The following is a 24,062-nucleotide window of genomic DNA, read 5'->3' on the forward strand; positions in this document are numbered from 1 at the left end:
CACGCGGCCAAGGTAGCGTAAGCCTCGCAGCCACTAAGCCGGCCGGAATCCGGTGGCGCCCGCCCCTAAAAATCAATCATGGCTTCTGACCATTCCCTTATGCCCGGCAGTGGCCGCTGTGTGCTTTACATTAAGCACATGGTTTGCTCGCGTGGTATTCGCGTCGTGCGGCGCGAATTAGAAAGCCTGGGGCTGCGGGTGCTTGCTGTGCGCCTGGGGGCAGCTACGGTGGCTGGCCAGGCCCAGGAGTTGGACTGGGTGCGCATTCAGGCCGCGCTAGCGGCGGCCGGGTTTGCGCTACTAGAAAACCCGCAACACGTGCTGGCCGCGCAGGTGAAAAAGCTGGTTAATGAGTTGCTGCGCCGCCCCGGCACGTTGCGGCACCACGACTTCATTTCCACGCTGGCGCAGGAGCTGGGCGTAAATGCACGCCAGCTGCACCGCCTGTTTGCCCGGCTGCCCGGCCACGAGAGCCTGCTCAGCTACGTCACGCACCAGCGGCTGGCTTACGCGCAGGAGCTGCTGGGCGCTTCCCCGCTGGGCATCGGCCGGCTGGCCCGGCTACTGGGCTACGGCAGCCTGGCGCATTTTTCCGGGCAGTTTCGGCGGTTTGCGCAGTGCGCCCCGTCCGCATACCGGCAGCAGCTGCTTTCCACCGCCAAAGCGGCTGCGCTGGACGCGGAGTTGCTAAATAGTGCAAGCGGACGGGCGAATAACGCAAAACCGGGTAGCTAGGGGCCGTGTATACCGAAGGGAAATCATTCATCGCTAACTGCCTTTCCCATGCCTACCCAAAATAAATCGCTACTCGACGCCCTCAACGCCTGCGTGGCCGCCTGCGAACACTGCGCCACCGCCTGCTTGCAGGAAGACGATGTAAAAATGATGGTTGGCTGCATCCGCCTCGACCGGGACTGCGCCGACATCTGCGCCCTCACGGCCCGCTTCGTGGCCCGCGATTCTGCCCATGCCCAACACCTACTACAGGAGTGTGCCGAAATCTGCAAAGCCTGCGGCGACGAATGCGCCCAGCATACCCACATGCAGCACTGCCAGGAGTGCGCCGCGGCCTGCCGCCGCTGCGAAGAAGCATGCCGGGCGGGCCTGGCCGCTTAGTGCAACGGCGCAAGGAATAGTCTTGGCCGGGAAATCATGCTAGCCAGCAGCGCAATCCTACACGTTTTGGCAGCACCCGGCCGGGCTTCGCGTGTTCTATTTACACGGACCACCGGTGTCCCCCTAGCTCCATTCGTCATGAAAACGCTTCAATTCAAAACCAATATCAACTGCGGCGGCTGCATTAAATCCGTTACGCCTACCCTTAACCAGCAGGCCGGAGCTGGCAATTGGCAGGTAGATACCGCTAACCCCGACAAGATTCTCACGGTCAGTTCCGACCAGCTTACTTCGGAGCAAGTTGTGCAGGCCGTTGAGAATGCCGGCTTCAGGATTCAGGCGGCCTAGGTCCCCCGTATAAAACAAAAAACGCCCGGTGCTACCGGGCGTTTTTTGTTTTATACGGGGGGTAGTGATAAGCTGAAGCGTGCTCGAAATTATGCAACCAGCCGTGGAAACTGCGACAAATCTACCCCTGCCCAGGGCCGTAAAATCAACTCTTTTCAACCAACTGCCCTCACGGGCACCAGATTAATAAGCTCACTACTATGGCATTCAAGTTTATTACCGGGGCGGGACTAGGGCTGCTGCTGGCGGCGTGCTCGGCCAGCCACACCACCACCGAGCCCCGCAAGGAGGTCAGCTACATTCGGGGGCCCTACAACGCCGCGTTCTTCCGCCGGCACGGCGAATCCGAAGTCCTGTCGGCGGGCTTCCACTTCCACCACGGCCGCGAGCACGACGTGCTACTGCAAACCAAGCTGGCCGACCGCGAAAAGGTTGATGCCGACTTTGATGCGGCGGTGTTCGACTTTGTGAAAAACAAGAAGTCAAAAGTGGGTCCCTCGATGGAGCTGTTCGGGCCCTACACGGCGCGGGTGGCCTGGAAGCTGTTTCGCACCATCGACTGGACCCACCAGCACCACGAGCAGACCTACGACATCATGGCCAGCCAGCGCGTGGCCTGGGACAAGAAAAAGCAGTGGACCGACCGCGCCGTGAAGCTCTACTTGGCCCGCAATAAAGACGTGGCCCGCTCGGTGGCCCCGCTCGACATCACCATGCGCCGGGCGGCCTGCATGATGAAGCCCTACTTCACCTACTACCGCAACTTCTACCCCAAGTCCAACTCCCAGGCCTGGGTGGCGCACTGGTGGCACCCGGCCATCTACGAGGCCCAAATGCTGAGCGGCAACGCCAGCGGCGGCCAGGAGGCCGCACTGAAAGCGGTGAACGACCTCATGTTTAACGAGGTGTACAAGAACCGTCCCCAGCGCATGATTCTCAGCCGGGAGCTGATGCCGCGCTATGCGCGCATGTCGCCCGAGTCGGCCAACATCTTCGACAACCTGCACATGCTGCACGGCTTGGCCTACGACATCCTCAGCTACGAGGGCTGGACCGAGCAGCAGCAGCGCGACGAGCTGTACCGCGTTATTGATGCGATGAGCTACCAGCCGGGCGACGAAAAGTACGTGCGCAAGTTCGACCTGCCCTACCCCGACGTGGACCCGCGCCAGTACCCCGCCTGGATGGCCGGCCCGGAAGGGGCAATGTCGAAAATTATGATGGAGATGATGATGGAAATGATGCCCCTGATGATGCCCGATATGGCCCCGGATATGAAAGAGAAGATGATGGCGCAGTTTCAGATGAAGATGCGCCCCGGCATGGAGCCCGGTGAAATCGAAGGCTCGCTGCACGACGCCATGATGAAAATGATGCCTGGCATGAAGATGATGCCGGGGGCCCTGGAACCCGGCAAAACGCCCGACATGATGCGCGACGCCATGCTTAAGGGCTGGCAGGAGAAGCACGGCTCGATGCCCGACGTGCCGCCGCTCGACATGAGCCAAGAGCCCACGCTGGCCCCGCTGGCCCGCTAGTGCCGACGTCGTTTTCCTTTTCATCTCCCGAGTTATCTTCTTATGAACAAGTCTATTACCCTGCGCGGCCTGCTGCTGGCAGCGCTCTGCCTGCTGGGCCTGGCCCCGCTGGCCCACGCCCAATCCGACCAGATAAACCTCGATGCCGGCCTGCCCACCCGCCTCGAAGACGCCTACCCCACGGCCTACGGTAACCGCGAACTGCAACTGCCCGTGCGCTACCAGCGCAGCCGGCAGGGCGATAATCTGGTGCAGTACACGCCCACGCTGGAGTTTGGCCCTTTCCGCAATACCCAGCTGGCCGTGGCCGTGCCCGTGTACTCGGGCAACGGCGACCGTTCGGGCAGTGGCAACGTGCAGGTGTCAGGCCTCTACAACTTCAACACCGAAGGCAAGTACCTGCCCGCCGTGGCCCTGGCCGGCACCCTCACGCTGCCCACCGGCCTGCGCAGCGCGGGCACCGACTACAACGGGCGCTTCATCCTCACCAAAAGCTTTTTGGGCACCCTCAACCGCCTGCACCTCAACCTGGCCTACTTCCACAACAGCCAGCCCGGCGTGCAGGCCGAAGGCGGCCAACTGAAAGAGGAGCGCCTCGACCGCTTCGCCCTGCTGGTGGGCTACTCCACACGCATTGCGCCGCAGTCGTCGCTGGTCGTGGACTTTGTGCGGGAACAGCGCCGCTTCCGGGGCGAGATGGGGTCGTCCGTGGAGGCCGGCATCCGCCGCCAGATGAATCCGCGAATGGTCCTCAGCGCCGGGGCTGCCGCGGGCCTGGGCACCGACGCTGACAAGTTCACGGCCACCCTGGGCTTGCAGCACGCATTTTAATCCGGCCCGGCCGGCGGGGCACTCTCCTGCTTCAACCTTCTCCTCATGAACATTACTCGCCAATCCTTGCTGCTGTGGTGGGGACTCACCGTCACCGGGGCCTACCTGCTCACCGAATACTTCGGCCGGGCGCTGCACCACGCGCACGCCGCCATCCTCTGGACCTGGGCCGGGGCCATGCTCGTGCCGGTGGTGTTGTCGCTGCTACTCGGGCGCCGGGCCAACGCCCTGGTTTGGGTGTGGGCCGGGGCCACGGTGCTGGCGATGGTCGAAAACTTCGGGGCCCACGCCGCCGAGTCCAAGCCGCTAATGCACTTCAGCTTTCATACGCTGTGGTTCCTGTTCGGCGCGGCCGGGTTTGCCTATACGGCCGCCGTGGTGGATGGCAGCTCCCGTAAGGGGCTCTACGCCGGGTCCGCGCTGCTTAATCTGGTCGGGGCGGGGCTGATGCTGGTCAACCACGAGTTGCTGGAAGGGTACGAGTTCATCCTGCTGGCCCTCATTCAGGGCGTGCCCATGCTACTGGACGTGCCGCTGCGTCGGCAGCACGAAGCGCAGGTGGGGTAGGGCCCACGCCGATTTTCATATCCTCCCCCTTTATTATGGAGCACAAAAAACCTTATTCGCGCTTTTTTTTGATGCTGGGCACCTCCCTGGTGGCCATGTACGCCGTGATGTACCTCAACGTCTACGAGTGGGACCACGTGTATTTCAGCCTCACCCGCGTGTACATGGCCCTGCTTATGCTGGTGCCCATGACGCTGATTATGATGGGCTTCATGTGGAGCATGTACCCCAACAAGCAGCGCAATACCCTGATTATGGGGGGTAGCCTGGTGCTGTTCGTGGTGGCCCTCGTCATGGTGCGCTCCCAAACCTTCATTGGCGATAAGCTCTGGATGAAGGCCATGATTCCGCACCACTCCATCGCCATCATGGTCAGCAAGCGCGCCGATATCAAGGACCCCGAAGTGCGCCAGCTGGCCGACAGCATTATTGCGGCGCAGGAGCGCGAAATCAAGCAGATGAAGCGAATGCTCGCCCGGCTAGAACGGGAACGGGCCGCGCAGTAAGGCGCGGGCACCGGCTGGGGCGCCCATGCCCGCGCGTCACGGCCGGCCGCTTGGGCCGGGGGTAGGGGCGCAAATTATGCAAGCCTCGCGGCTGAATTCTGTAAATCCTGCGCTGGTCAGCCGCCGTACCTTTGCAGGCGGCAATTTATTCTGCTAACTCGTTGTTCTGCTGACTTGAAACGTTTCCTCAGCCTGTTCCTACTGCTAAGTTACCTGCTGTCCAGCCCTGGGTTGGTGTACAGCATGCACTTCTGTGGGCCAACCCTGACGGAAGTTTCGGTGACCAGCGAGGCGGCTTGCTGCTGCCCGGTGCCCAAAAAGCCGGCCGGCTGCTGCCACGACAAAAAGCTGAGCAGCACTCTCAAGGACGTGAAGCTCAGCACCGCACAGCTCAAGCTGCCGGTGCTCCTGGTAGTGCCCGCGCCGCCCGCACTACGGCTGGCCTACCGCCTGCCTACCCCCACCTACCCGGCCGATGAGCCGGCTGCGCTGCTACGGGCTACTGCTGCCCCGCCGCCCGCCTGCCCCCCCTACGTGCGGGGCCATGCCTTCCTGATTTAGCTTCTGGGTGTTACCTGGTGCCCCCGGCCTTTTTGGCCGTGGGGCTTTCGCGCGTGTCGTTTCTTGAGCAACTGGCTGCCGGCCGGTAATGCTCGAAAAAGCACGCCATTCCCTCACCGGGATACCGCGCCTGTTAGCTGCTAATCAAATGATTGAACGACTTATTTCCCTCTCCCTGCGCAACCGGGGCGTGGTGCTGCTGCTGGCGGCGGGGCTGCTGGTCTGGGGCATCTTCTCCATCCGGGCCAGCAAGATTGACGCGATTCCCGACCTGTCGGAAAACCAGGTAATCGTGTTCACCGAGTGGGCGGGGCGCGGGCCGCAGATTATTGAGGACCAGGTGACCTACCCCCTCGTCACCAACCTGCAAGGGCTGGCCCAGGTACGGGCCGTGCGCGCCGCCTCCATGTTCGGGATGAGCTTCGTGTACGTCATTTTCAACGACAACACCGACATCTACTGGGCCCGCGAGCGGGTGCTGGAGCGCCTCAACTACGCCCAGCGCCTGCTGCCCACCGGCCTCACGCCCACCCTGGGCCCCGACGGCACGGGCGTGGGCCACGTGCTCTGGTACACGCTCAACGCGCCCAAGCTGGACCTGGGCGAGCAGCGTGCGTTGCAGGACTGGTACGTGAAGTTCGGCCTCCAAACCGTGCCCGGCGTGAGCGAGGTGGCCAGCTTCGGCGGCTTCCAGCCCGAGTACCAGGTGACGGTAGACCCCACCAAGCTCACCTATTATAACGTGAGTTTGCCGCAGGTGCTGGCCGCCGTGCGCAGCAACAACAACGAGGCCGGCGGCCGCAAATTCGAGCAGGGTGGCACGGGCTACATCATCAAAACGAGCGGCTACATCCAGGACGTGGCCACCCTGGAAAACGTGCCGGTCCTCACCCGCCCTGGCGGCGTGCCGCTGCGCCTACGCGACCTCGGCACGGTGCAGATGACGGGCGAGAGCCGCCTCGGCATCTTCGACCACAATGGGCAGGGGGAGGCCGTGGGTGGCATCGTGGTGATGCGCTACGGCGAGAACGCCGACGAGGTCATCACCCGCGTGAAGGCCAAGATGACCGAGGTGGCCAAGGGCCTGCCGGCGGGCGTCTCGTTCGACATCGTGTACGACCGCAGCGGCCTCATCGAAGAGTCGGTGGCCAACATCAAGCACACGCTGCTCGAAGAAATGGCCGTGGTGTCGCTGGTCGTGCTGGTGTTCCTCTTCCACTGGCGCAGTGCCCTGAGCATCCTGCTCCAGATTCCGATTACCATCGCCGCCAGCTTCATTCTACTCAACGCTTTTGGCATCTCGTCCAACATCATGTCGCTCACCGGCATTGCCCTGGCCATTGGGGTCATTGTCGATAATGGCATCGTGATGGCCGAGAATGCCTACCGCAACCTAGCCCTGCACCAGGCCGCCGAAGAAGCCGCGGCGGGTGCGCCACCCGGTTCGTCGCCTGGTTTTTCGCCCAAGCAAGCTGTTCCTCTTTCCACGCCTGAACCCGTTCACCATGACTAACGACGAGCGCCTCGCCATTATTGAGAAGTCCAGCCAGCAGGTGTCGCGGGGCATTTTCTTCTCCACGATTATCATCGTAGCCTCGTTTCTGCCCGTGTTTTTGCTCACCGGGCAGGAGGGCAAGCTGTTTCACCCGCTGGCCTACACCAAGACCTTTATCCTGCTCATCGACGCGGTGCTGGCCGTGACGCTGGCCCCGGTGCTGCTGTCCTTTTTTATGAAGGGCAAATTCAAAACCGAGGAGCAGAACCCCATCAACCGGGGCCTGGAGCGGGTGTACGCGCCGCTCATCAACTGGTGCCTGACCTGGCGCAAAACCACCATCGGTATCAACCTACTGCTGCTGGCCATCAGCATTCCGCTGCTGCTGAGCCTGGGCACCGAGTTCATGCCGCCGCTCGACGAGGGCTCGATTCTGTTCATGCCCATCACCCAGCCCGACGTATCGAACACGGAGGTGAAGCGCATTTTGCAGGTGCAGGACAAGATTATCATGCAGGTGCCCGAGGTGAAGGGCGTACTCGGCAAGGCCGGCCGGGCCAGCACCGCCACCGACAACGCCCCGCTGAGCATGATTGAAACCATCATCCAACTCAAGCCCCGCGCCGAATGGCGGCCAGGCCTGACCAAGGCCAAGCTCATTGAGGAGCTGAACGGCAAGCTGCAAATACCGGGGGTAGTAAACGGCTGGACCCAGCCCATCATCAACCGCATCAACATGCTGAGCACCGGCATCCGCACCGACGTGGGTGTGAAAGTCTATGGCCAGCAGCTCGACACGATTTACAACGTGTCGCAGCGGGTGCGGGCGGCGCTAACCGGCGTACCCGGCGTGCAGGACCTGTACGTGGACCCCATCACGGGCGGCAAGTACCTGCAAATTGACCTGAAGCGCGACCAGCTGGCCCGCTACGGTCTCACCGTGGACCAAGTGAACGAGGTGGTGGAAATGGCCATCGGCGGGGCCCCGGTGGCCAGCACCGTGGAGGGCCGGCGGCGCTTCGCCATCGGCGTGCGCCTGGCCGAAGACTACCGCAACAGCCTGTCCGCGCTGGGCCGCATCCCGATTCAGACCACCGCCTACGGGCCGGTGCCCCTGTCGGCCGTGGCCACCCTGCGCTTCGAAAACGGCCCGCCCATGATTAACTCCGAAAATGCCCAGTTGCGCGGGGCGGTGCTCTTCAACGTGCGGGGCCGCGACCTGGGCGGCACCGTGAGCGAGGCCATGAAAAAGGTACAAGCCATGCAGGGCAAGCTGCCCGCCGGCTACTACCTGGAATGGAGCGGGCAGTACGAAAACCTCATCAGCTCGCAGCGCACGCTGCTCTTCATTCTGCCTATTGTGCTGGTGGTAATTTTCGGCTGCCTGTACTTCGCTTTCCACTCGGTGCGCGAGGCGCTGCTGAGTCTAGTTACCATCCCGTTCGCCCTCATCGGCGGGGCCTACATGGTGTATTTCTACGGGGTGCACCTGTCGGTGGCGGTGGCCGTGGGCTTCATCGCCCTGTTCGGGCTGGCCGTGGAAACAGGCGTTATCATGGTCATCTACCTCAACGACGCCATGCAGCAGCTGGTGGCCGCCAAGGGCAATTCGAGCGAGACCATCAGCAAGCAGGATTTGCGCGATGCCGTGTTTCACGGCGCGGCCAAGCGGCTGCGCCCCAAGCTGATGACCGTCTCGGTGGCGCTGTTCGGGCTCGTGCCGGTGCTTTGGGCCACCGGCACGGGCTCCGACGTGATGCTGCCCATCGTGCTGCCCATGATTGGCGGGGTTTTCACGTCCTCGACCCACATTCTACTGGTTACGCCGCTGATTTTCCTGATGACCAAAGAGTACGAGCTGCGCAAGTTTGGCAAGTTGGACGTGCTGGCGATAACCCATTAATCTTCTAGCTTCTATGGCTTATTTCTTTCGGATGATGTTCGCTACGGGGCTGCTGGAGCTACTGGCGGTGCCCGCCTCTGCCCAGCGCGTACTGCCCCTCGACTCGGTGCTGCGGGCCGTGCGCCAGCGCAACCCCGCCCTGCGCCAGTACGACTACCGCGCCCAGGCCAAGCAGGCCGCCGTGGCCGGGGCCACCACCTGGGAAGCGCCCAAGGTGAGCGCCGGCTACTGGATGACGCCCTACAACCAGCGCCCCATCAAGGAGCTGAATAACGGGCAGGGGATGGGGATGCAGATGGTGTCGGTGGAGCAGATGCTGCCCAACCCGGCCAAGCAGCGCGCCCAGCGCGACTACCTGGCCGGCCAGGCCGCCGTGGTGCAGGCCGACCAGGCCGCCAGCTTCAACGAGCTGCGCGCCCGGGCCCGCACGCTGTACTACGAGCGGATAGTGCTGGAAAAAAAGCTGCGGGTGCTGGACCAGAGCGCCTACCTGCTGGATTTCCTGCTGAAAATCGCCCAGGCCCGCTACCCCTACAACCAGACCACGCTGGCCAGCATCTACCAGGTGCAGGCGCGGGTGGCGATGCACGCCAACGACCACGCCGCGCTCTACGGCCAGCTGCGCCAGCGCACCATCGCCCTGAACGCGCTCATGGCCCGCGACCCCGCCACCGAGTTTGCCGTGGATACGCTGTTGCCTACCCCCCCTGGCACGGGCCCCGCCGACACGGCCGCCCTGGCCGCCCGCCGCTCCGACGTGCGCGGCCTCGACCAGTCGCTGGCGTGGTGCGCCTCAGCCAGCAGGTCGAGGCCAGCCGCCGCCGGCCCGATTTTGGGGTGCGCTACGACCACATGAACGGCCTCGGCAGCACGCCCAATCAGTTCACCGTCATGGGGATGGTCACGCTGCCCTTCGTGCCCTGGGCCGCCCGCGAGTACAAAGCCAACACCGCTGCCCTAGGGCTGGAAGCGCGGGCCGTGCAGCAGCAGCGGGCCAGCCTGCTCAACGACGCGGCTGGCCGCCTCAGCACCCTGCAATCGGACCTGCTCACCCAGCGCGAGCTGGTTGATAACTACGACCGGGGCATCCTGCCCGCCCTGCGCAAAAGCTATCAGGTAACGCTGCTGGCCTACCAGCAGAACACCGCCCAGCTGCCCGCCGTGGTCGAAGCCCTCGATACATGGCTGCGGACCCGCCTGCAAGCACTCGATACCCAAAATGAACTCCTTGCCCTCACCGTGCGCTATGACCAGGAACTTGAGCAATAAGCCCGTGCGCCGGCGGGTAGCCGCCGCCCTGCTGGGGGCCCTAGGGGCCCTGCTGGTGGGCTGCCACGGCCAGGCCCACGGTCCCGCCAACGTGGCCCAAACCCCGCCAGTGGCCACCAACGTGGCCATGCAGTACACCTGCCCTATGCACGCCCAGATTGTGCGCGAGGCCCCCGGCAGCTGCCCCATCTGCGGCATGGACCTGGTGCCCAAGGTGCTCGATAATGCCGCCGCCGCCGTTTCGCCCACCGACCTGGGCACGGTCAGCCAGGCCCCCAACGCGGCCGTGCTGGCGGCCGTGGCCACGGTGCGCCTCGTGGCCGACGGCACGGCGGCCGACACGCTCACCCTGCCGGGCGTGGTGGACTACGACCCGCGCCGCAGCCGGGCGGTGGCGGCCCGCTTCGGCGGGCGCATCGAGCAGCTGGCGGTGCGCTTCAACTACCAACCCGTGCGGCGGGGGCAGAAGCTACTCGAACTCTACAGCCCCGAGCTGGTCACGGCCGAGCAGGAGCTACTTTTCCTGCTGGAAAACGACGCTGATAACGCGCCGCTGGTAAACGGTGCCCGCCAAAAACTGCGCCTGCTGGGCCTGACCGACCCGCAGCTGCGCGCGCTGGCCCGCACCCACCGGGCCAGCTACCGGGTAGCTATTTTCAGCCCTTACGATGGCTACGTGGTGGAAACGCTAGCAGCTGCCGTATCTATTCCGGCCGCCGCTACCGCCGGGGGAATGAATGCCAGCCCCGAACCGGGCATGAATGCCGGCGGACCCAGCGAACCAACGGGCAACTCGGCGGCCGGGCCGGTGCAGCCCCAGCCGCTCACCCTCACGGAAGGGGCCTACGTGAGCACCGGCCAGACCCTGTTTCAGGTGGTGAACACCGACCAGGTGTGGGGCCTCTTTCAGCCCACCCCGGCTGAGCTGGCCCAGCTACGCCCCGGCCAGCCGCTGCGCGTAGTGGCCGAAGGCACCGGCCTGCCGCCCCGCACGGCCCGCCTCGGTTTGGTGGAGCCCGAGTTTCGTGCCGGGGCCAGCGTGGCGGCCGTGCGGGTGTACCTGCCCAACCCGCAGGGCCGGCTCCGGCGCGGCCAGCGTCTGACCGGGCATCTGGTGCCCACCGCCGCCCCGGCCGGCACCGGGAGCTTCTGGCTGCCCCGCGCCGCCGTGGTGGACCTAGGCACCCGGCAAGTGGCCTTCGTGCGGCGCGGGGCCACGTTTGTGCCGGTGGCCGTGCAGGTCGGCCAGCGCACCGCCAGCCAGGTGCAGGTGCTGCGCGGCCTCGCCGGCCCCGAAGACGTGGCCGCCAACGGCCAATATCTCATTGACAGCGAAGGCTTTATTCGAACTGCCGACGCTGCCCCTACCCCCGCTGCTCATGACTAAGCTACTTCCCGGAAAGCCCCGGCAAACCCGACGGCGGCCGTGGCTGACGCTGCTGCTGGCCGGGCTGCTGCTCAGTGCGGCGGCCTGCCAGCAGGCCAAGCCCGACCCCGACCAAACTACTGGGCCGGTGGCTTATTTCACCTGCCCGATGCATTCGCAAATCCACGCCGACGCGCCGGGGGACTGCCCCATCTGCCAAATGCACCTGGTGGCGGTGTCGCCGCTAGCCGACCAAAAGCCGACGGCCGGGACCCCGGCGGCGGCCAGCTACACTTGCCCAATGCATGCGCAAATTCACGCCGACAAGCCGGGGGACTGTCCCATCTGCGGCATGGCCCTGGTAAAAACCTCGGCCCGCCCCGCGGCCCAAAAGATGACCGCCGCCGAAATGGCCGCTATGCCCGGCGGCCCGGCCGCGGGCACCGACCTCGTGCTCACCGCCCAGCAGGTCGCGTTGGGCAATATTCAAACGCAGCAAATTGGTTCTAGCGCCCCGCGCAGCGCTACTGCCCCAACTGCACCCGCGCCCCAGGCCGTGCTGACGGGCACCGTAACGGCCAATACCCAGCGCACCGAAAGCATCAGCAGCCGGGTGGCGGGCCGCGTCGAGCAGCTGTACGTGCGCCAGACCGGGCAGGTGCTGCGGCGGGGCGCGCCCTTGTTTGCGGTCTACAGCGAGCAGCTGCAAACCTTGCAGCACGAGTACCTGCTGGCCCTGGCCCAGGACTTACAGGTAGCCGAGCCCACCTACCGCCACTTCGCGGAGGCCACTGCCCAGAAGCTGCGGCTGCTGGGCGTGTCGGGCGCGCAGCTGCGCCAGCTGGCCCGCAGTGGCAAGCCTACCTCCCTGGTGACCTACTACAGCCCCCGCACCGGCACGGTGCAAACCCTCGCTGTCGTGCAGGGCCAGTACGTAACCGAGGGCTCCCCGCTGCTCACCCTCACGGACTTAAGCAGTGTGTGGGTAGAAGCGCAGCTCTACCCGGCCGAGGCCGGCCGGCTGCCCCTCGGCCAGACGGTGGCCGTGCAGGTGGCCGGCCAGGCCAACCCGGTGCGGGGCAAAGTCGTGTTCCTGAGCCCCGAGCTGAGCGGTAGCAGCCAGCTGACGCTGGCCCGCATCGAGGTGCCCAACCCCGCCGGCCGCCTCCAGCCGGGGGCCCAGGCCAACGTACTGCTGGACGCCGCCCCGGCCCCCGCCGCCCTTCCAACCGCCACCCCCGCCAGCACGACGCTTCGCGTACCCCCGGCCGCCATTATTCACAACGGGGCCCTGAGCTACGTGTGGAAGCAAACCGGCGAGCGGCAGTTTCGGCGGGTGCGGGTGCGCCTCGGCGAGGGCACCGCCACCGCCCTGCCGGTGCTGGCGGGCCTGCAAGCCGGCGACGCGGTGGTGACCGCCGGGGCCTACCTGCTGGAAAGCGAGTTCACCCTGCGCCAGGGAGCCGGCGACGACCACATGAGCGGCATGGCCATGTAGCGCCTCAACCTATTTTCTCAACCCCATTTCAAGCTGTTAATCAATCATTTTTCTCTTTTTTCATTTTTTCCTTACTCCCATGAACAAGTTCCTCCCCTACGCCCTGGCCCTGGCCAGCCTCACCTTCGCCACCAGCTGCTCGGGCAACAAGAGCGCCGAAACCACCACGACTACCCCCACCACGGCGGCAACTCCCGACAGTGCGGCCGCCCCCGCCGGCCTAGCTACGCAGTACACCTGCCCCATGCACCCCGAAGTAGTGGCCGACCAGCCCGGCAAGTGCCCGAAGTGCGGCATGGACCTGGTGGTAAAAAAGTAGCCGCCGGCCCGAATTATACCAGCCGAGGGGGCGAATTAGCAAAACAGCTCCCTCGCACGGTAGTAGACTACTCTCCCTTTTTGCTACTCAATCCAGCGGCATTCGGCTACCGGCTCGCTGTATTGCTAACGTGTGCTGACAGGGCCCCGGTTACTCGGTACATTCTGCTGGCACACAATAGGTTGTCGCCGGATGGAGACCGGGTGTCATAACCGCTGCCTGCTCACCGCCGCCTGGCTGACTTTTCTGTAATGCTCTTTTAGTTAGTATGTCTGATTATCTCTCCGCCGTCTTTAGCCGACTGACTCTTTATTCGTGGGTTCTGGCCTTGGCTGTGGGGGTAGGGGACAGCCTACCCGTGCGAGCCCAGGCCCCCGTAGCCCCGGCCGCCTACAGTGCGCTATACGCGGCCCCCGCCGCCGTGGCGGCGCGCGCGCCGCGCCTCGTGCGCTACGACCTGCACGTGCGCGACACCACCTGGACCATTGCCGGGGTGAGCAACCACGCGCTGGCCACCAACGGCTCCATTCCCGCGCCCACGCTCACTTTCACCGAAGGCGACACGGCCCTGATTTACCTCCACAACCAAACCCGCAAAACGGTGTCGTTTCACTGGCACGGCCTGCTGCTGCCCAACCGCTACGACGGCGTGCCCATGCTCAACACGGAGCTGATTGAGCCCGGCCAGGTGCACGAGTTCCGGTTTGCCCTCAAGCAGCACGGCACCTCCTGGTACCACTCGCACACCCGCCTCAACGAGCAGCTGGGCCAGTACGGGGCCATCGTCATCTACCCGCCCACGCCGCTGGCCCTGCCCGACCAGGTCGTCTTGCTATCGGACTGGACCAAGGAAAACCCCTGGGAAGTGCTCCGCTCGCTCAAGCGTGAAACCGACTGGTACGCCATCCAGCGCGGCTCGGTGCAGAGCTACGGCCTGGCCCTGGCCACCGGCAACCTGGGCACCAAGCTGCGCCAGGAGTGGAAGCGCATGCCCGAAATGGACCTGGCCGACGTGTATTACCAATCCGACCTGGTGAATGGCCAACCCACCCGCGCGGCCCCGCTGGCCCCCGGCCAGTCGGTGCGCCTGCGGCTGATTAACGGTTCGGCAGCTTCTTATTTCTGGGTGCAGTTTGCGGGCGGCAAAATGCGCGTGGTGGCCGCCGATGGCGTTGACGTGCAGCCCGTGCCCGTGGACAAGCTCCTCATCGGCACGGCCGAAACCTACGACGTGGAAGTGACGCTGCCCGCCGCCGCCGGCCAGTATGAGCTGCGCGCTACCTCCTGGGACATGGCCAAGCACACCAGCCTGCTGCTGGGCACCGGCCCGCTGCACGCCGCCCCTGACCTGCCCAAAATCGACTATTTTCAGCTGGTGAAGGAGATGAACGGCATGATGAGCCAGATGCAAGGCATGACCATGGGCCGCGCCCCGGCCCACGTGCCCCCGCCCAGCGTGGCCGCCGCCGGCAGCGCCCCGATGCCCGATATGCCGGGCATGAATAGCCAGGGCATGGCTGGGGCCCCGAAAAGCCAGCCGGCCGCCATGCCCGGCCTGAACATGCCCATGGATAGTAGCGCTCACAGTCAACTCGATAAGTCCGCCATGCCCGGCATGGCAATGGCCGGCAGCGACGGAATGCAGATGGCTGGGATGAAGATGGGCGGCATGAAAAAAGCCCCGCTCGGCACGTTCGTCACCGGCCACAAGCAGTTGCAGGCGGCCTTTCCCAACGAAACGCTGCTGAATTACGAAATGCTGAAGGCTCCGCAGCCCACCGCCATCCCAGCCGACCGGCCGGTGCGCACGGTGCAGTTGTACCTCACCGGCAACATGTTCCGCTACGTGTGGAGCATCAACAACAAGACACTCTCCGACGCGGATAAGATTGAAATCAAGCAGGGCGAAACCGTGCGCTTCGTCATGCACAACACCACCATGATGAGCCACCCCATGCACCTGCACGGGCACTTTTTTCGGGTGCTGAACGGGCAGGGCGACTACTCGCCGCTCAAAAACACGCTCAGCGTGGCTCCGATGGATGTGGTCACCATCGAGTTTGACGCCAACGAGGAGAAGGATTGGTTTTTCCACTGCCACCTGCTTTACCACCTCAACTCGGGCATGGCCCGCATCGTGCACTACGCCAACACGGCCGTGCCCCTGGCTAATCCCCGGCAAGTGGCCCGCTTCACGGCCGAAGACCGGGCCCTGTTTCCCTACGGGCGGGTCGATGCTTTCAGCCAGGGCGTGTTTGCCCAGGGCGGTGTGCGCAACTCGTACTGGCTGCTGCGGGCCGATGCGGCCTTCAACTACCGCGGCTCCTACGAAACCGAAACCCACGTGCAGCGCTACCTGGGGCCCAAGCAGTTCGTGGCCGTGTACGCGGGCACCGACATTCGCAACAACACGCGTGGCGGGGCCAACACAGCCACCGACGCGCCTGGACAGCCCACGCGCAGCGGCAATTCCAAGGACTTCCGGCAGGTGGCCTGCGTGGGCATCCGCTACTTCCTACCCCTACTCGTGTGGTCGGACCTGCGCCTCGACCACCAGGGCAAAATGCGCGTGCAACTGGAGCGCGACGGCCTGCCCATTACCCGCCACCTACGCGCCGACCTCATGGTCAACTCCGACCGCGAGTACCGGCTCGGCAGCAGCTACATTCTGGGCAAGTACGTGGCCCTGGCCGGCAACTACGACAGCAATTACGGCTGGGGGGCGGGCCTGCGCTTCATTTACTAGCCTCAATTTCCTCTGCATCGGCTTAGCGGCAAGCCTGAATTAACGCGCTCACGCTGAGCGTAGCCGTAGCATCCGTAGTGTAGTTGTCGTTGTTCACGCACACAAACAACTGTCGCGTACCCGGCGGCAGGGTAACCGGCCGGGTTTCCTAGGGCGTGTTAACGGCCGCCCGCAGGCAAGTACTGCCGTTTGTAATGGTGCCTTTAGTATCCAGAAACTGCTGGGCCGCTGCCGCATCAGCCGTAATGTACCAGTGGCACTTGGTACTTATTGTGGGCGGTGCACTGTTGCCCTGCCTGGTAAGGGCCGTGGCTGCGGTACCCAGCAGGGCCGGAGTGGCCATGCCGCCACTACCAGCCACCGCCAACGCCGTCGACCACCCGAGTAGCCCGCGGGGCCCTAGTGAGCACTGGTTCCCGCGGCTGGGGCGGGCGCTACGGCCCAGGAGCCCGTTCTTTGCCCGGCTACTTCGCTTTTTTCGCTTTTTCAGGTTGCCCGAATGGATTTGCTAACGGTATCGGGCCTCGGCCTTGCGGAGCGCGGCCGGGTTGTGCTGGCGCCCCTCAGCTTTGGGCAGCGCGCCGGGCAGCGCCTGGCCCTGGCCGGTGAGAGCGGAGCTGGCAAAAGCACGCTCCTCCAGCTCATTGCCGGGCTAGTACAGCCCAGCAGCGGCACCGTGCACGTGGCCGGCCGCCGCGTGCGGGGCCCCGCCGAGGTGCTGGTGGCCGGCCACCCGGGCGTGGCCTACCTCTCGCAGCGCTCCGAGCTGCCGCAGCACCTGCGCGTGGAGCAGGTGCTGCGCTACGCCCAGGCCCGCCCCGCCGCCGACGCGCCGGCCCTGTTCGCCCTCTGCCGCATCGACCACCTGCTGGCCAACCGCACCGACCAGCTTTCGGGCGGCGAGCAGCAGCGGGTGGCCCTGGCCCGGCTGCTGCTGGGGCCCCGCAGCTGCTGCTGCTCGACGAGCCCTTCTCGAACCTCGACCGCACCCACAAGCGCCAGCTCCGCGCCGTGCTCGACGATGTAGGCACGCGCCTGGGCATCACGAGCGTGCTGGTATCGCACGATGCGGCTGATACGCTGCCCTGGGCCGACGAAATTTTGGTGCTGCGCCGCGGCCAGCTGGTGCAGCAGGGGCCTCCGGCGCAACTGTACCGCCAGCCGGCCGACGCCTACACCGCCGCGTTGTTTGGTGACTATTACCTGGTGCGCGGGGCCGACCGCCGGGCCCTGGCGCCCGACGCGGGGCCCCCAGCGGCCGGCACCGCCCTGCTCGTGCGCCCCGAAGACCTGTGCCTTGGGGCCCCCGGCAGCGGCGCGGCCGGCACGGTTCGAGCCGTGCGCTTCATGGGCAGCCATTACGAACTGGAAATTCAGTTGGCCGAAACCGCCGTGCGCCTGCTCGCTACCACGGCCGCCCCTGCCCCCGGCGCCGCGGTGTACGTGGCCCTGGCCCCCGGCGCCGGCTGGGAAATACCGGACGACGCCGAGCCTGCTGCGTGAAAAAGGATAACTAAATAAAGCCGTTAGGCCATCCTACAGCACGCTGTAGGATGGCCTAACGGCTTTATAATAATTTCAAAAGTTAACTGCTTACCGCAGCTCGCTGATGGCGGCGGGGTCCATGTCGGTGTACTCCAGGTTTTCGCCGCCCATGCCCCAGATGAAGGTGTAGCCCGCCGTGCCGCAGCCCGAGTGGATGGACCACGGCGGCGAGAGGATGGCCTGGCCCTCGCCCACCCACAGGTGGCGGGTTTCCTGGGGCTGGCCCATGAGGTGCAGCACGCGCTGGCCCTCGGGCAGGTTGAAGTAGAGGTATGCCTCCATGCGCCGGTCGTGGGTGTGGGCGGGCATGGTGTTCCACACGCTGCCGGGGTGCAGCTGCGTGAGGCCCATCACCAGCTGGCAGCTCGTAATGCCTTCGTTGTAAATGTATTTGTAGATGGTGCGCTGGTTGGCCGTTTCCAGGGCCCCCAGCGTCACGGGCGTGGCCTCGGCCTGGGTGCGGCGGGTGGTGGGATAGGCGCGGTGGGCGGGCGTGCTGAGCAGGTAGTAGCGGGCCGGCTGGGCCGCGTCGGCGCTGGCAAGCTGCACGTCGCGGGCGTCGCGGCCCACGTATAGGCAGTCCTGGGGCCCCAGCGCGTAGGCGGTGCCGTCTACCGTCACGGTGCCGGCGGCGCCGGTGTTGAGAATGCCCAGCTCGCGGCGCTGGAGGAAGAAATCGGCCTTCAGGTTGTCGGGGCAGGACAAGGCCAGCGGGGCCCCGGTGGGCACGGCGCCGCCCACCACCATGCGGTCGTAGTGGGTGTACACGAGCGTCACCTCGCCGGGCACGAACAGGGTTTCGATGAGGAAATTTTCGCGCAGCTCGGCGGTGTTCATGGCCGCCGTTTCGCGCGGGCCAATGGCATAGCGTTGGGTCATTTCGGTAGGGAAGGAACGCAAGAGAAAGTCGGTGGAAAGAGTAACGTCGTGCAAAAAGGCAGTCATGTAGCGCGCAGCGAAGCAGCACTACCGCGTAACTGACTAGGGTTTACTGCCGCAGTAGAGATGCTTCGGCTGCGCGGACGCCAGATGGGCATGACGGCCTTTTCTGCTGTTGTTATCTATTAAATGATTAACAATTCAATCAATTACCGGCCCATCCAGCCGCCGTCTACGGTCAGGATGGTGCCGTGCACGTAGTCGGCGGCGGCGCTGGCCAAGAACACGGTGGGGCCCTTGAAGTCGTCGGGCTGGCCCCAGCGGCCCGCGGGGATGCGGCTGAGGATGGCGGCCGAGCGGTCGGCGTCCTGGCGCAGGGCCTCGGTGTTGTCGGTGGCGACGTAGCCCGGGGCGATGGCGTTCACGTTCACGCCGCGGCCGGCCCACTCGTTGGCCAGGGCCTTCACCAGGCTGCCGATGGCGCCCTTGCTGGCCGCGTAGCCCGGCACGTTAATGCCGCCTTGAAACGTGAGCAGCGAGGCCGTGAAGATGATTTTGCCGCGGCCGCGGGCCAGCATCCGGGCCCCCACGGCACGCGCCAGGCGGAAGGGCGCGTCGAGGTTGATGGCCAGCACGTCGTCCCAGTCGGCGTCGGGGTGCTCGGCGGCGGGGGCCCGGCGGATGGTGCCGGCGTTGTTAATCAGAATGTCGAGGACCGGGAAGTCGGCCAGCACCTGCTTGGTAAACGCATCGGCACTGGCGCGCTGGCTGAAATCGGCCTGGTAGGTGCTGAACTGCCGGCCCAGGGCCCGCACCTGGCGGCCCACTTCGCCGCCGTCGGCGGCCAGCGAGGCCGACACGCCCACGATGTTGGCGCCGGCCTCAGCCAGGCCCACGGCCATTGCCAGGCCAATGCCCCGGTTGCAGCCCGTGACGAGGGCAGTTTGGCCGGCGAGGTCGAAGGCCGCGGAAAGCGACATAGGAAAGCTGAAAAAGGTGGGACGTTGGGCCCCAGCTGCGGCGGCTGGGGTTGGGCAAATGTATTGCCCGCTGCCGGGCCAACCAGTCCGCGGCCCTGGCCGCGCCCAAATCCTTGCTTCCGCCAGGCCGTGGGCCCGCGCCTCCGCGCCGCGAGGCCCAAACTTGGCCCGGCGAACCCACCAAACCCGCTGGGCCAGGCCAAGAAGGCGCCGGGGCCCTGCCAGCGCATCCCCAAAATGAAATGCAGAACACCCCAGTCATTTGTTGGTGAGGCAATATATGGTTTAATGCCAAATAGTTAAGATAAAATGCGTGCTGATTTGGGCAGGTTGTCAGCCTGCACCCGGTGCGCTGCGCTGCCCAATCATCGCTCGCCGTAAGCGCGCCTGCCGTTGCACAATGCTCAGCCCGGGCTGTACCGTGCCGGGGGCGGCCGGCGGCCCGGGGCACGGTTTGGTTCGCCGGGGCCCGGGCGCCGTTGGCCGGGTTTTCGCCGCTGCCCGTCTAATCACCCGGGCCCCGGTGGGGTTTCGTGCGCAATTTTAACACACCAACCGCTGCGGAAACAGGCCGGTAAGCAGCCGCCGAGTTGGTACGTTTTCTCTTCAACGCCCCGTTTTTGCCGTCTATGAAAGCTACGTTACTTGCTGTGTGCCTGTTACTTTCTTTTTTGGGTGCGGCGGTGGCCGCGCCCCGCGCCCTGCCGGGGCCCTGGCCCCACCGCGAAGGTGCCCGGCCGCTGCTGCGTTTCCTGGTAGCCACGCTGCGAGTGCCCGACCGCCAGGCGCTGGCCATCCAGCAAGTGCTCAAAACCCGCGCCCTGGGCACGCCTACTCCCGAGGAACTGGCCGCCCTGCTGCGCCCGGTGCTCACGGAGGCCCAGTTTGCCAAATTCCAGGACCTGGTGAACAGCGGGCTGCTGGGCTCCAACCTGACGTACCTGGCCTCGCTGCACTAAGCCGGCCCAGCCGGGTGCCAACGGGCGCGCCGCGCCGCCAATGGGGCCCCGGGGCCCCATTGGCGGCGCATCTTTGCGCCTCACCCCGCACCCCGCCCATGACCCTTGCCTGGACCCTCCAGCCGTTTGCCGCCCTGTCGGTGCCCGAGCTTTACGCGCTGCTCCAGTTGCGCAGCGCCGTGTTTGTGGTGGAGCAAACCTGTGCCTTTCAAGACATTGACGGCCACGACGCCGAAGCTCTGCACCTATTGGGCCGCACCGAAACTGGCGAGCTGGCGGCCTACGCCCGGCTGTTTCCGGTGGGCCGCAGCTACCCCGAGGCCAGCATCGGGCGGGTAGCGGTGGCCCTCGCGTTTCGCCGCCACGGCCTGGGCCGGCAGCTCATGGGCGAGGCCCTGGCCCGGTGCGCGGCGCAGTGGGGCCCCCAGCCCATCCAAATCGGGGCGCAGCTTTACTTGCGCGAATTCTACCGCAGCTTCGGCTTCGAGCAAGTAGGCGACGAGTACCTGGAGGACGACATCCCACACATCCACATGCTGCGGCCGTAGCGGGGCGCACAGTTCAAATTGAGTTGGTTGTAGAAAGGCTAGTTGATTTGTAATACGCTGTATATGAATTATTGAAACAGGATATACGTGTTGAACTTCTATAATAAGGTTTTGGTATAAGTCTTTTTTAACGCGAATAGTAAGACCGCCAAACACGGATGAGAGAACGGTCGGAATCCATCGTGCTGTCTCGGACGACTAATTGGTGCGCCGAGAGGGTAGTAATCGTAAGTTCGCTTGGATTTCCTATCACCTTGCCAATTTCTTCTTGATGGATATACTTAAGGTCGGCCAAGTGAGAGTCACCAATTCGATAAACTAGGAGATTATTTCCTTGACGAGTGTAAGAGTGCTCTTCGTGTAAGCTACCGGAATAATTCCACCTAGTAGGCCCAATCGTGAGCAAAGCATTAGCAGGCAGGGGGGCCATAAATTTGTTACTGAATTCACGTCGGGAATTGTAGAAAGCTGCCCCAGTAGAATCGTAGCGCCAGCGCCCTATTAACGTTGTGCTGAGTGGTTCAACCACTTCGGTTGGGTGGGTCGAATGCTCACAACTTGCTAGCAGCAAGAAGAAAATTACCAGACTTGCAGGAAGGAGTTGAGCAAAAGAGTCTTTCATGCAAGAAAGATAAATTCAATGTCATAAATAAATACTCGGCATCATACTTACTCAGCAAGTCGAAACTATACAGCTAACAGGTTCTTATTGGTGAGTTCCGTAACGTGAGAAGCCCCGGTCGCATCAGCAGCTGGGGCTTCTCCCGTTGCGGGGTGATGCTACCGTGGGGCCCCACGGGGTTTGGGCGGGGCACGGCGGGCGGCCGACCTTTGCCCGCGCTTGCGCCGCCGGGGTTGCGGCGGTTTGCCTTGTTCCGTTATGCCGCGTTCTGTTCGTTTTTCGCTGCCGGCTGTGCCCGCCGTGCTGCTGGCCATTGTGAGCGTGCAGGGCGGCGCGGCCATTGCCAAGGGCTTGTTTCCGGTGCTGGGGGCGGCGGGCACCACCAGCTTGCGCATCGGCTTGTCGGCGCTGGTGCTGCTGGCGGTGGTGCGGCCCCGGCTAGGGCAGCTGGGGGCCCCGCAGTGGCGGGCCGTGGTGCCCTACGGCCTGGCGCTGGGGCCATGAACTTCCTATTTTACTGCGCGCTGGCGCGGGTGCCGCTCGGCCTGGCCGTGACGCTGGAGTTTGTGGGGCCCTGGGCTGGCGCTGGCCGGCTCGCGGCGCTGGCTCGACGGCGTGTGGGTGCTGCTGGCCGCCGCTGGCATTGCCCTCATTGCCCCGTGGCACGGCGCGGGCGTGGACCTGCTGGGGCTGGGCTTCGCGCTGGCCGCCGGCGGGTGCTGGGCCGTGTACATTGTGCTGGGCAAGCGCACGGCCGCCGTGCTGCCCGGGCCGGTGGCCGTGGCGGTCGGGATGCTGTTTGCCACGCTGCCGGTGCTGCCCTTCGGGGTGGCCAGCGGCAGCCTGCTGGGGCTCACGCCGCACCTGCTGCTGCTGGGCGGGCTGCTGGCGCTGTTTTCGAGCGTCCTGCCGTTCTCCCTGGAAATGCAGGCCCTCCGGTCGTTGCCCACCCGCACGTTCAGCATCCTGATGAGCCTGGAGCCGGTGGCGGCGGCTTTGTCGGGCTGGCTGCTGCTGGGCGAGCGGCTGACGGTGGGGCAGTGGCTGGCCGTGGGCTTTATTGTGGTGGCCAGCGCGGGCGCCACCCTCACCGCCCAGCACCCCCAGCCGGTGCTCACCAGCGAATAGGCCAGGGCCCCACGGGCCACGATTCGGTGCGGGTTGCCTGCGTAAATTATTTCGCGGCCCGCAGGCGTTGGCGGGACCTCGACGCCTGCGACTAAGCTTCTCCGCGTCATCCTGCTTACTTCGGGGCCGTACTACGGTTGTTATTTATGGTTACGGTCTTTTTATTGCGCACGCTATTGGGCCCAGTGGTGGGCGGCGGCTGTTACCCATGGTGCCCGACGGCTTCACCTTCCAGTTCGAGCGCCTAGTCGGTCGTTATCCAGGCCGTCCTCGTCACGGCCGTTATCTGGCGGGTCGTTCAAGTTAAATTGGCCGAAATCCAGCCGTTCATCTGCTTCTGATTTTAGCCGTAGTTGCTGAATAAGTTGCGCCGCCCGCCCAAATAATAACCGGCGCTGAATAACTGATTCCACTGCCCGGGCCAGTTGGTAGTGGCAATATTAGCGCGGTACTTGCGCGCAGCTTTTGCAAAAGCTGCACATTTTTTATCCAGTTTCAACCAGTTGCGGTAATTTACTCGTAGTAAAAATAAGTGTCGATTTAGTGCGCGTTTGCATTACTTTTGCCCCACAATAATTGCGTAATTTTATTTTTTGACAACATGGCTTTAAATTTTGATGAATTTCAGAAAGTAGTTGAGTCTGCCCAGCAGGCCGACGCAGTGAAGGCGGACCTGAAACGCGCCCTGAAAAAAGTGACGAGCGCGCTGGATGCGTTGCAAGGCGCCCTCGGCGATATGGAAAACGTGCTCGCCGACGATTACGTGGCCACCCCAAAAGAGCGCAAGCCGCGCCAGCTCCGGGCTCCTAAAGCCGAAAACGCAGGTGACGCTTCCAGCGTAACGGGCAAAAAGCCCGGCCGCCCCAAGAAGTCGGCAGAATAGCATTACCGGATTCTAATAAAAATACCCCCGCTTCTAAATAAAGCGGGGGTATTTTTATTAACGGTACTCGGATTAGCAGGTGTGTCCCACCGCCTGAGCTAATTAATGGCAGAGCAATACAAGCCGACCCATAAAATTGATAAAGGTTGGCCTTGCTGAAATATAAAATAATTGTGTGTGCTTCATACCTGCAAAACTTATATTGAGCCATCAATTCATTCTTTACTGCGGCTACTATCAGGCGCTATTGGCTTTTGGCCCGGTATGGCAGCCAATGCCTTTTAATAACAAAAGCCCAACCCTCAAAAAAGCCCCGGCTGCTAACGCGACTGAGGCTTTTTGAGGATTGGGCCGGGGCCCGAAGGGCGCTTTGGCCAAGCGGCGCGGATGCGGCGCCGCGCCCTTTGTGCTGGCGAGCGTGCACAAGCCATAAAAACAGGGGCCCGCTGGTTGCT

27 protein-coding genes are annotated in these 24,062 nt (G+C 64.2%); 23 read left to right on the forward strand and 4 right to left on the reverse strand.

The window, feature by feature from the left end; all coding sequences use genetic code 11:
• Positions 1-165: 165 nt before the first annotated feature.
• From BEN49_RS03670 to BEN49_RS03755, 18 genes are all read left to right on the forward strand, one after another.
• A complete protein-coding gene (locus BEN49_RS03670) occupies positions 166-735 on the forward strand; it encodes a helix-turn-helix transcriptional regulator (RefSeq protein ID WP_070740917.1) in 570 nt (189 codons plus the stop codon).
• 48 nt (positions 736-783) lie between these two features.
• A complete protein-coding gene (locus BEN49_RS03675; RefSeq protein WP_070740920.1) occupies positions 784-1,116 on the forward strand; it encodes a four-helix bundle copper-binding protein in 333 nt (110 codons plus the stop codon).
• Positions 1,117-1,254: 138 nt separating this feature from the next.
• Entirely contained in the window at positions 1,255-1,464 is a 210-nt protein-coding gene (locus BEN49_RS03680) for a heavy-metal-associated domain-containing protein (RefSeq protein WP_070740923.1), read from the forward strand.
• Positions 1,465-1,664: 200 nt separating this feature from the next.
• Positions 1,665-3,002, forward strand: a complete 1,338-nt coding sequence (locus tag BEN49_RS03685) for a hypothetical protein (protein ID WP_070740926.1) — start codon at positions 1,665-1,667, stop codon at positions 3,000-3,002.
• 42 nt (positions 3,003-3,044) lie between these two features.
• On the forward strand, positions 3,045-3,833 hold the full coding sequence (locus tag BEN49_RS03690; RefSeq protein WP_070740929.1) for a hypothetical protein: 789 nt from the start codon (positions 3,045-3,047) through the stop codon (positions 3,831-3,833).
• A gap of 45 nt (positions 3,834-3,878) precedes the next feature.
• Positions 3,879-4,400, forward strand: a complete 522-nt coding sequence (locus BEN49_RS03695) for a hypothetical protein (protein ID WP_070740932.1) — start codon at positions 3,879-3,881, stop codon at positions 4,398-4,400.
• Between the two features lie 35 nt (positions 4,401-4,435).
• Positions 4,436-4,906, forward strand: coding sequence for a DUF305 domain-containing protein (locus tag BEN49_RS03700; protein ID WP_070740935.1), 471 nt, complete (start codon positions 4,436-4,438; stop codon positions 4,904-4,906).
• Positions 4,907-5,080: 174 nt separating this feature from the next.
• A complete protein-coding gene (locus tag BEN49_RS03705) occupies positions 5,081-5,467 on the forward strand; it encodes an HYC_CC_PP family protein (protein WP_070740938.1) in 387 nt (128 codons plus the stop codon).
• A gap of 148 nt (positions 5,468-5,615) precedes the next feature.
• Positions 5,616-6,980: an efflux RND transporter permease subunit gene (locus BEN49_RS30030; protein WP_262490172.1), complete on the forward strand. Its 1,365-nt coding sequence runs from the start codon at positions 5,616-5,618 to the stop codon at positions 6,978-6,980.
• Complete coding sequence (locus tag BEN49_RS30035) at positions 6,973-8,865, forward strand: efflux RND transporter permease subunit (protein WP_070740940.1); 1,893 nt, start codon at positions 6,973-6,975, stop codon at positions 8,863-8,865. The genes BEN49_RS30030 and BEN49_RS30035 overlap by 8 nt, the downstream gene beginning before the upstream one ends.
• A 13-nt stretch (positions 8,866-8,878) precedes the next feature.
• On the forward strand, positions 8,879-9,721 hold the full coding sequence (locus BEN49_RS03720; RefSeq protein ID WP_083325732.1) for a TolC family protein: 843 nt from the start codon (positions 8,879-8,881) through the stop codon (positions 9,719-9,721).
• Positions 9,649-10,134: a TolC family protein gene (locus BEN49_RS03725; RefSeq protein WP_125916480.1), complete on the forward strand. Its 486-nt coding sequence runs from the start codon at positions 9,649-9,651 to the stop codon at positions 10,132-10,134. Before BEN49_RS03720 ends, BEN49_RS03725 begins: the two co-directional genes overlap by 73 nt.
• The gene (locus BEN49_RS03730; RefSeq protein ID WP_070740949.1) at positions 10,112-11,521 is read left to right on the forward strand and encodes a heavy metal-binding domain-containing protein; all 1,410 of its coding nucleotides are present in this window, start codon (positions 10,112-10,114) and stop codon (positions 11,519-11,521) included. The genes BEN49_RS03725 and BEN49_RS03730 overlap by 23 nt, the downstream gene beginning before the upstream one ends.
• Positions 11,514-12,998, forward strand: a complete 1,485-nt coding sequence (locus BEN49_RS03735) for a heavy metal-binding domain-containing protein (protein ID WP_070740952.1) — start codon at positions 11,514-11,516, stop codon at positions 12,996-12,998. Before BEN49_RS03730 ends, BEN49_RS03735 begins: the two co-directional genes overlap by 8 nt.
• Before the next feature lie 79 nt (positions 12,999-13,077).
• Positions 13,078-13,317, forward strand: a complete 240-nt coding sequence (locus tag BEN49_RS03740; RefSeq protein ID WP_070740956.1) for a heavy metal-binding domain-containing protein — start codon at positions 13,078-13,080, stop codon at positions 13,315-13,317.
• 358 nt (positions 13,318-13,675) lie between these two features.
• Entirely contained in the window at positions 13,676-16,063 is a 2,388-nt protein-coding gene (locus tag BEN49_RS03745) for a multicopper oxidase family protein (protein ID WP_070741010.1), read from the forward strand.
• A 499-nt stretch (positions 16,064-16,562) separates the two neighbouring features.
• Positions 16,563-17,090 (forward strand): ABC transporter ATP-binding protein, encoded by a 528-nt coding sequence (locus BEN49_RS03750; RefSeq protein WP_070740958.1) that lies wholly within the window; start codon positions 16,563-16,565, stop codon positions 17,088-17,090.
• Positions 17,075-17,566, forward strand: a complete 492-nt coding sequence (locus BEN49_RS03755) for a TOBE domain-containing protein (RefSeq protein WP_070740961.1) — start codon at positions 17,075-17,077, stop codon at positions 17,564-17,566. Before BEN49_RS03750 ends, BEN49_RS03755 begins: the two co-directional genes overlap by 16 nt.
• Positions 17,567-17,656: 90 nt before the next feature.
• Here BEN49_RS03755 and kduI read toward each other — a convergent pair whose 3' ends face one another.
• Positions 17,657-18,487 (reverse strand): 5-dehydro-4-deoxy-D-glucuronate isomerase, encoded by an 831-nt coding sequence (gene kduI, locus BEN49_RS03760; RefSeq protein ID WP_070740964.1) that lies wholly within the window; start codon positions 18,485-18,487, stop codon positions 17,657-17,659.
• 209 nt (positions 18,488-18,696) lie between these two features.
• Entirely contained in the window at positions 18,697-19,467 is a 771-nt protein-coding gene (locus BEN49_RS03765; protein ID WP_070740967.1) for an SDR family NAD(P)-dependent oxidoreductase, read from the reverse strand.
• Positions 19,468-20,096: 629 nt separating this feature from the next.
• Between BEN49_RS03765 and BEN49_RS03770 the strand changes: the two genes are divergently transcribed.
• On the forward strand, positions 20,097-20,426 hold the full coding sequence (locus tag BEN49_RS03770; RefSeq protein ID WP_125916482.1) for a hypothetical protein: 330 nt from the start codon (positions 20,097-20,099) through the stop codon (positions 20,424-20,426).
• A 98-nt stretch (positions 20,427-20,524) separates the two neighbouring features.
• Positions 20,525-20,974 (forward strand): GNAT family N-acetyltransferase, encoded by a 450-nt coding sequence (locus tag BEN49_RS03775; RefSeq protein ID WP_070740971.1) that lies wholly within the window; start codon positions 20,525-20,527, stop codon positions 20,972-20,974.
• Between the two features lie 127 nt (positions 20,975-21,101).
• Here the strand turns inward: BEN49_RS03775 and BEN49_RS26550 are convergent, their stop codons facing one another.
• Positions 21,102-21,596, reverse strand: a complete 495-nt coding sequence (locus tag BEN49_RS26550; protein ID WP_125916484.1) for a hypothetical protein — start codon at positions 21,594-21,596, stop codon at positions 21,102-21,104.
• Positions 21,597-21,854: 258 nt separating this feature from the next.
• Between BEN49_RS26550 and BEN49_RS28770 the strand changes: the two genes are divergently transcribed.
• Both BEN49_RS28770 and BEN49_RS28775 read left to right on the forward strand, forming a co-directional pair.
• Positions 21,855-22,100 carry a DMT family transporter gene (locus tag BEN49_RS28770; protein WP_204376044.1) on the forward strand — a complete coding sequence of 82 codons (246 nt, stop codon included), beginning with the start codon at positions 21,855-21,857 and terminating at the stop codon, positions 22,098-22,100.
• Positions 22,101-22,160: 60 nt separating this feature from the next.
• Positions 22,161-22,724, forward strand: coding sequence for an EamA family transporter (locus tag BEN49_RS28775; RefSeq protein WP_204376045.1), 564 nt, complete (start codon positions 22,161-22,163; stop codon positions 22,722-22,724).
• Positions 22,725-23,067: 343 nt separating this feature from the next.
• Here the strand turns inward: BEN49_RS28775 and BEN49_RS27550 are convergent, their stop codons facing one another.
• Entirely contained in the window at positions 23,068-23,223 is a 156-nt protein-coding gene (locus tag BEN49_RS27550) for a hypothetical protein (protein ID WP_158022735.1), read from the reverse strand.
• A gap of 102 nt (positions 23,224-23,325) precedes the next feature.
• Here BEN49_RS27550 and BEN49_RS03785 point away from each other — a divergent pair, with 102 nt between their 5' ends.
• Entirely contained in the window at positions 23,326-23,607 is a 282-nt protein-coding gene (locus BEN49_RS03785) for a hypothetical protein (protein WP_125916486.1), read from the forward strand.
• The last annotated feature ends 455 nt before the right edge of the window (positions 23,608-24,062 follow it).

It is taken from the genome of Hymenobacter coccineus (assembly GCF_001816125.1).
In the GTDB taxonomy this organism is placed as follows: domain Bacteria; phylum Bacteroidota; class Bacteroidia; order Cytophagales; family Hymenobacteraceae; genus Hymenobacter; species Hymenobacter coccineus.

Bases quoted from the DNA above. Each gene is read 5' to 3' on its own strand.
- BEN49_RS03675 (WP_070740920.1), top strand. From the start codon at position 784: ATGCCTACCCAAAATAAATCGCTACTCGACGCCCTCAACGCCTGCGTG.
- BEN49_RS03680 (WP_070740923.1), top strand. From the start codon at position 1,255: ATGAAAACGCTTCAATTCAAAACCAATATCAACTGCGGCGGCTGCATT.
- BEN49_RS03685 (WP_070740926.1), top strand. From the start codon at position 1,665: ATGGCATTCAAGTTTATTACCGGGGCGGGACTAGGGCTGCTGCTGGCG.
- BEN49_RS03690 (WP_070740929.1), top strand. From the start codon at position 3,045: ATGAACAAGTCTATTACCCTGCGCGGCCTGCTGCTGGCAGCGCTCTGC.
- BEN49_RS03695 (WP_070740932.1), top strand. From the start codon at position 3,879: ATGAACATTACTCGCCAATCCTTGCTGCTGTGGTGGGGACTCACCGTC.
- BEN49_RS03700 (WP_070740935.1), top strand. From the start codon at position 4,436: ATGGAGCACAAAAAACCTTATTCGCGCTTTTTTTTGATGCTGGGCACC.
- BEN49_RS30030 (WP_262490172.1), top strand. From the start codon at position 5,616: ATGATTGAACGACTTATTTCCCTCTCCCTGCGCAACCGGGGCGTGGTG.
- BEN49_RS30035 (WP_070740940.1), top strand. From the start codon at position 6,973: ATGACTAACGACGAGCGCCTCGCCATTATTGAGAAGTCCAGCCAGCAG.
- BEN49_RS03720 (WP_083325732.1), top strand. From the start codon at position 8,879: ATGGCTTATTTCTTTCGGATGATGTTCGCTACGGGGCTGCTGGAGCTA.
- BEN49_RS03730 (WP_070740949.1), top strand. From the start codon at position 10,112: ATGACCAGGAACTTGAGCAATAAGCCCGTGCGCCGGCGGGTAGCCGCC.
- BEN49_RS03735 (WP_070740952.1), top strand. From the start codon at position 11,514: ATGACTAAGCTACTTCCCGGAAAGCCCCGGCAAACCCGACGGCGGCCG.
- BEN49_RS03740 (WP_070740956.1), top strand. From the start codon at position 13,078: ATGAACAAGTTCCTCCCCTACGCCCTGGCCCTGGCCAGCCTCACCTTC.
- BEN49_RS03750 (WP_070740958.1), top strand. From the start codon at position 16,563: ATGGATTTGCTAACGGTATCGGGCCTCGGCCTTGCGGAGCGCGGCCGG.
- kduI (WP_070740964.1), bottom strand. From the start codon at position 18,487: ATGACCCAACGCTATGCCATTGGCCCGCGCGAAACGGCGGCCATGAAC.
- BEN49_RS03765 (WP_070740967.1), bottom strand. From the start codon at position 19,467: ATGTCGCTTTCCGCGGCCTTCGACCTCGCCGGCCAAACTGCCCTCGTC.
- BEN49_RS03770 (WP_125916482.1), top strand. From the start codon at position 20,097: ATGAAAGCTACGTTACTTGCTGTGTGCCTGTTACTTTCTTTTTTGGGT.
- BEN49_RS03775 (WP_070740971.1), top strand. From the start codon at position 20,525: ATGACCCTTGCCTGGACCCTCCAGCCGTTTGCCGCCCTGTCGGTGCCC.
- BEN49_RS26550 (WP_125916484.1), bottom strand. From the start codon at position 21,596: ATGAAAGACTCTTTTGCTCAACTCCTTCCTGCAAGTCTGGTAATTTTC.
- BEN49_RS28770 (WP_204376044.1), top strand. From the start codon at position 21,855: ATGCCGCGTTCTGTTCGTTTTTCGCTGCCGGCTGTGCCCGCCGTGCTG.
- BEN49_RS03785 (WP_125916486.1), top strand. From the start codon at position 23,326: ATGGCTTTAAATTTTGATGAATTTCAGAAAGTAGTTGAGTCTGCCCAG.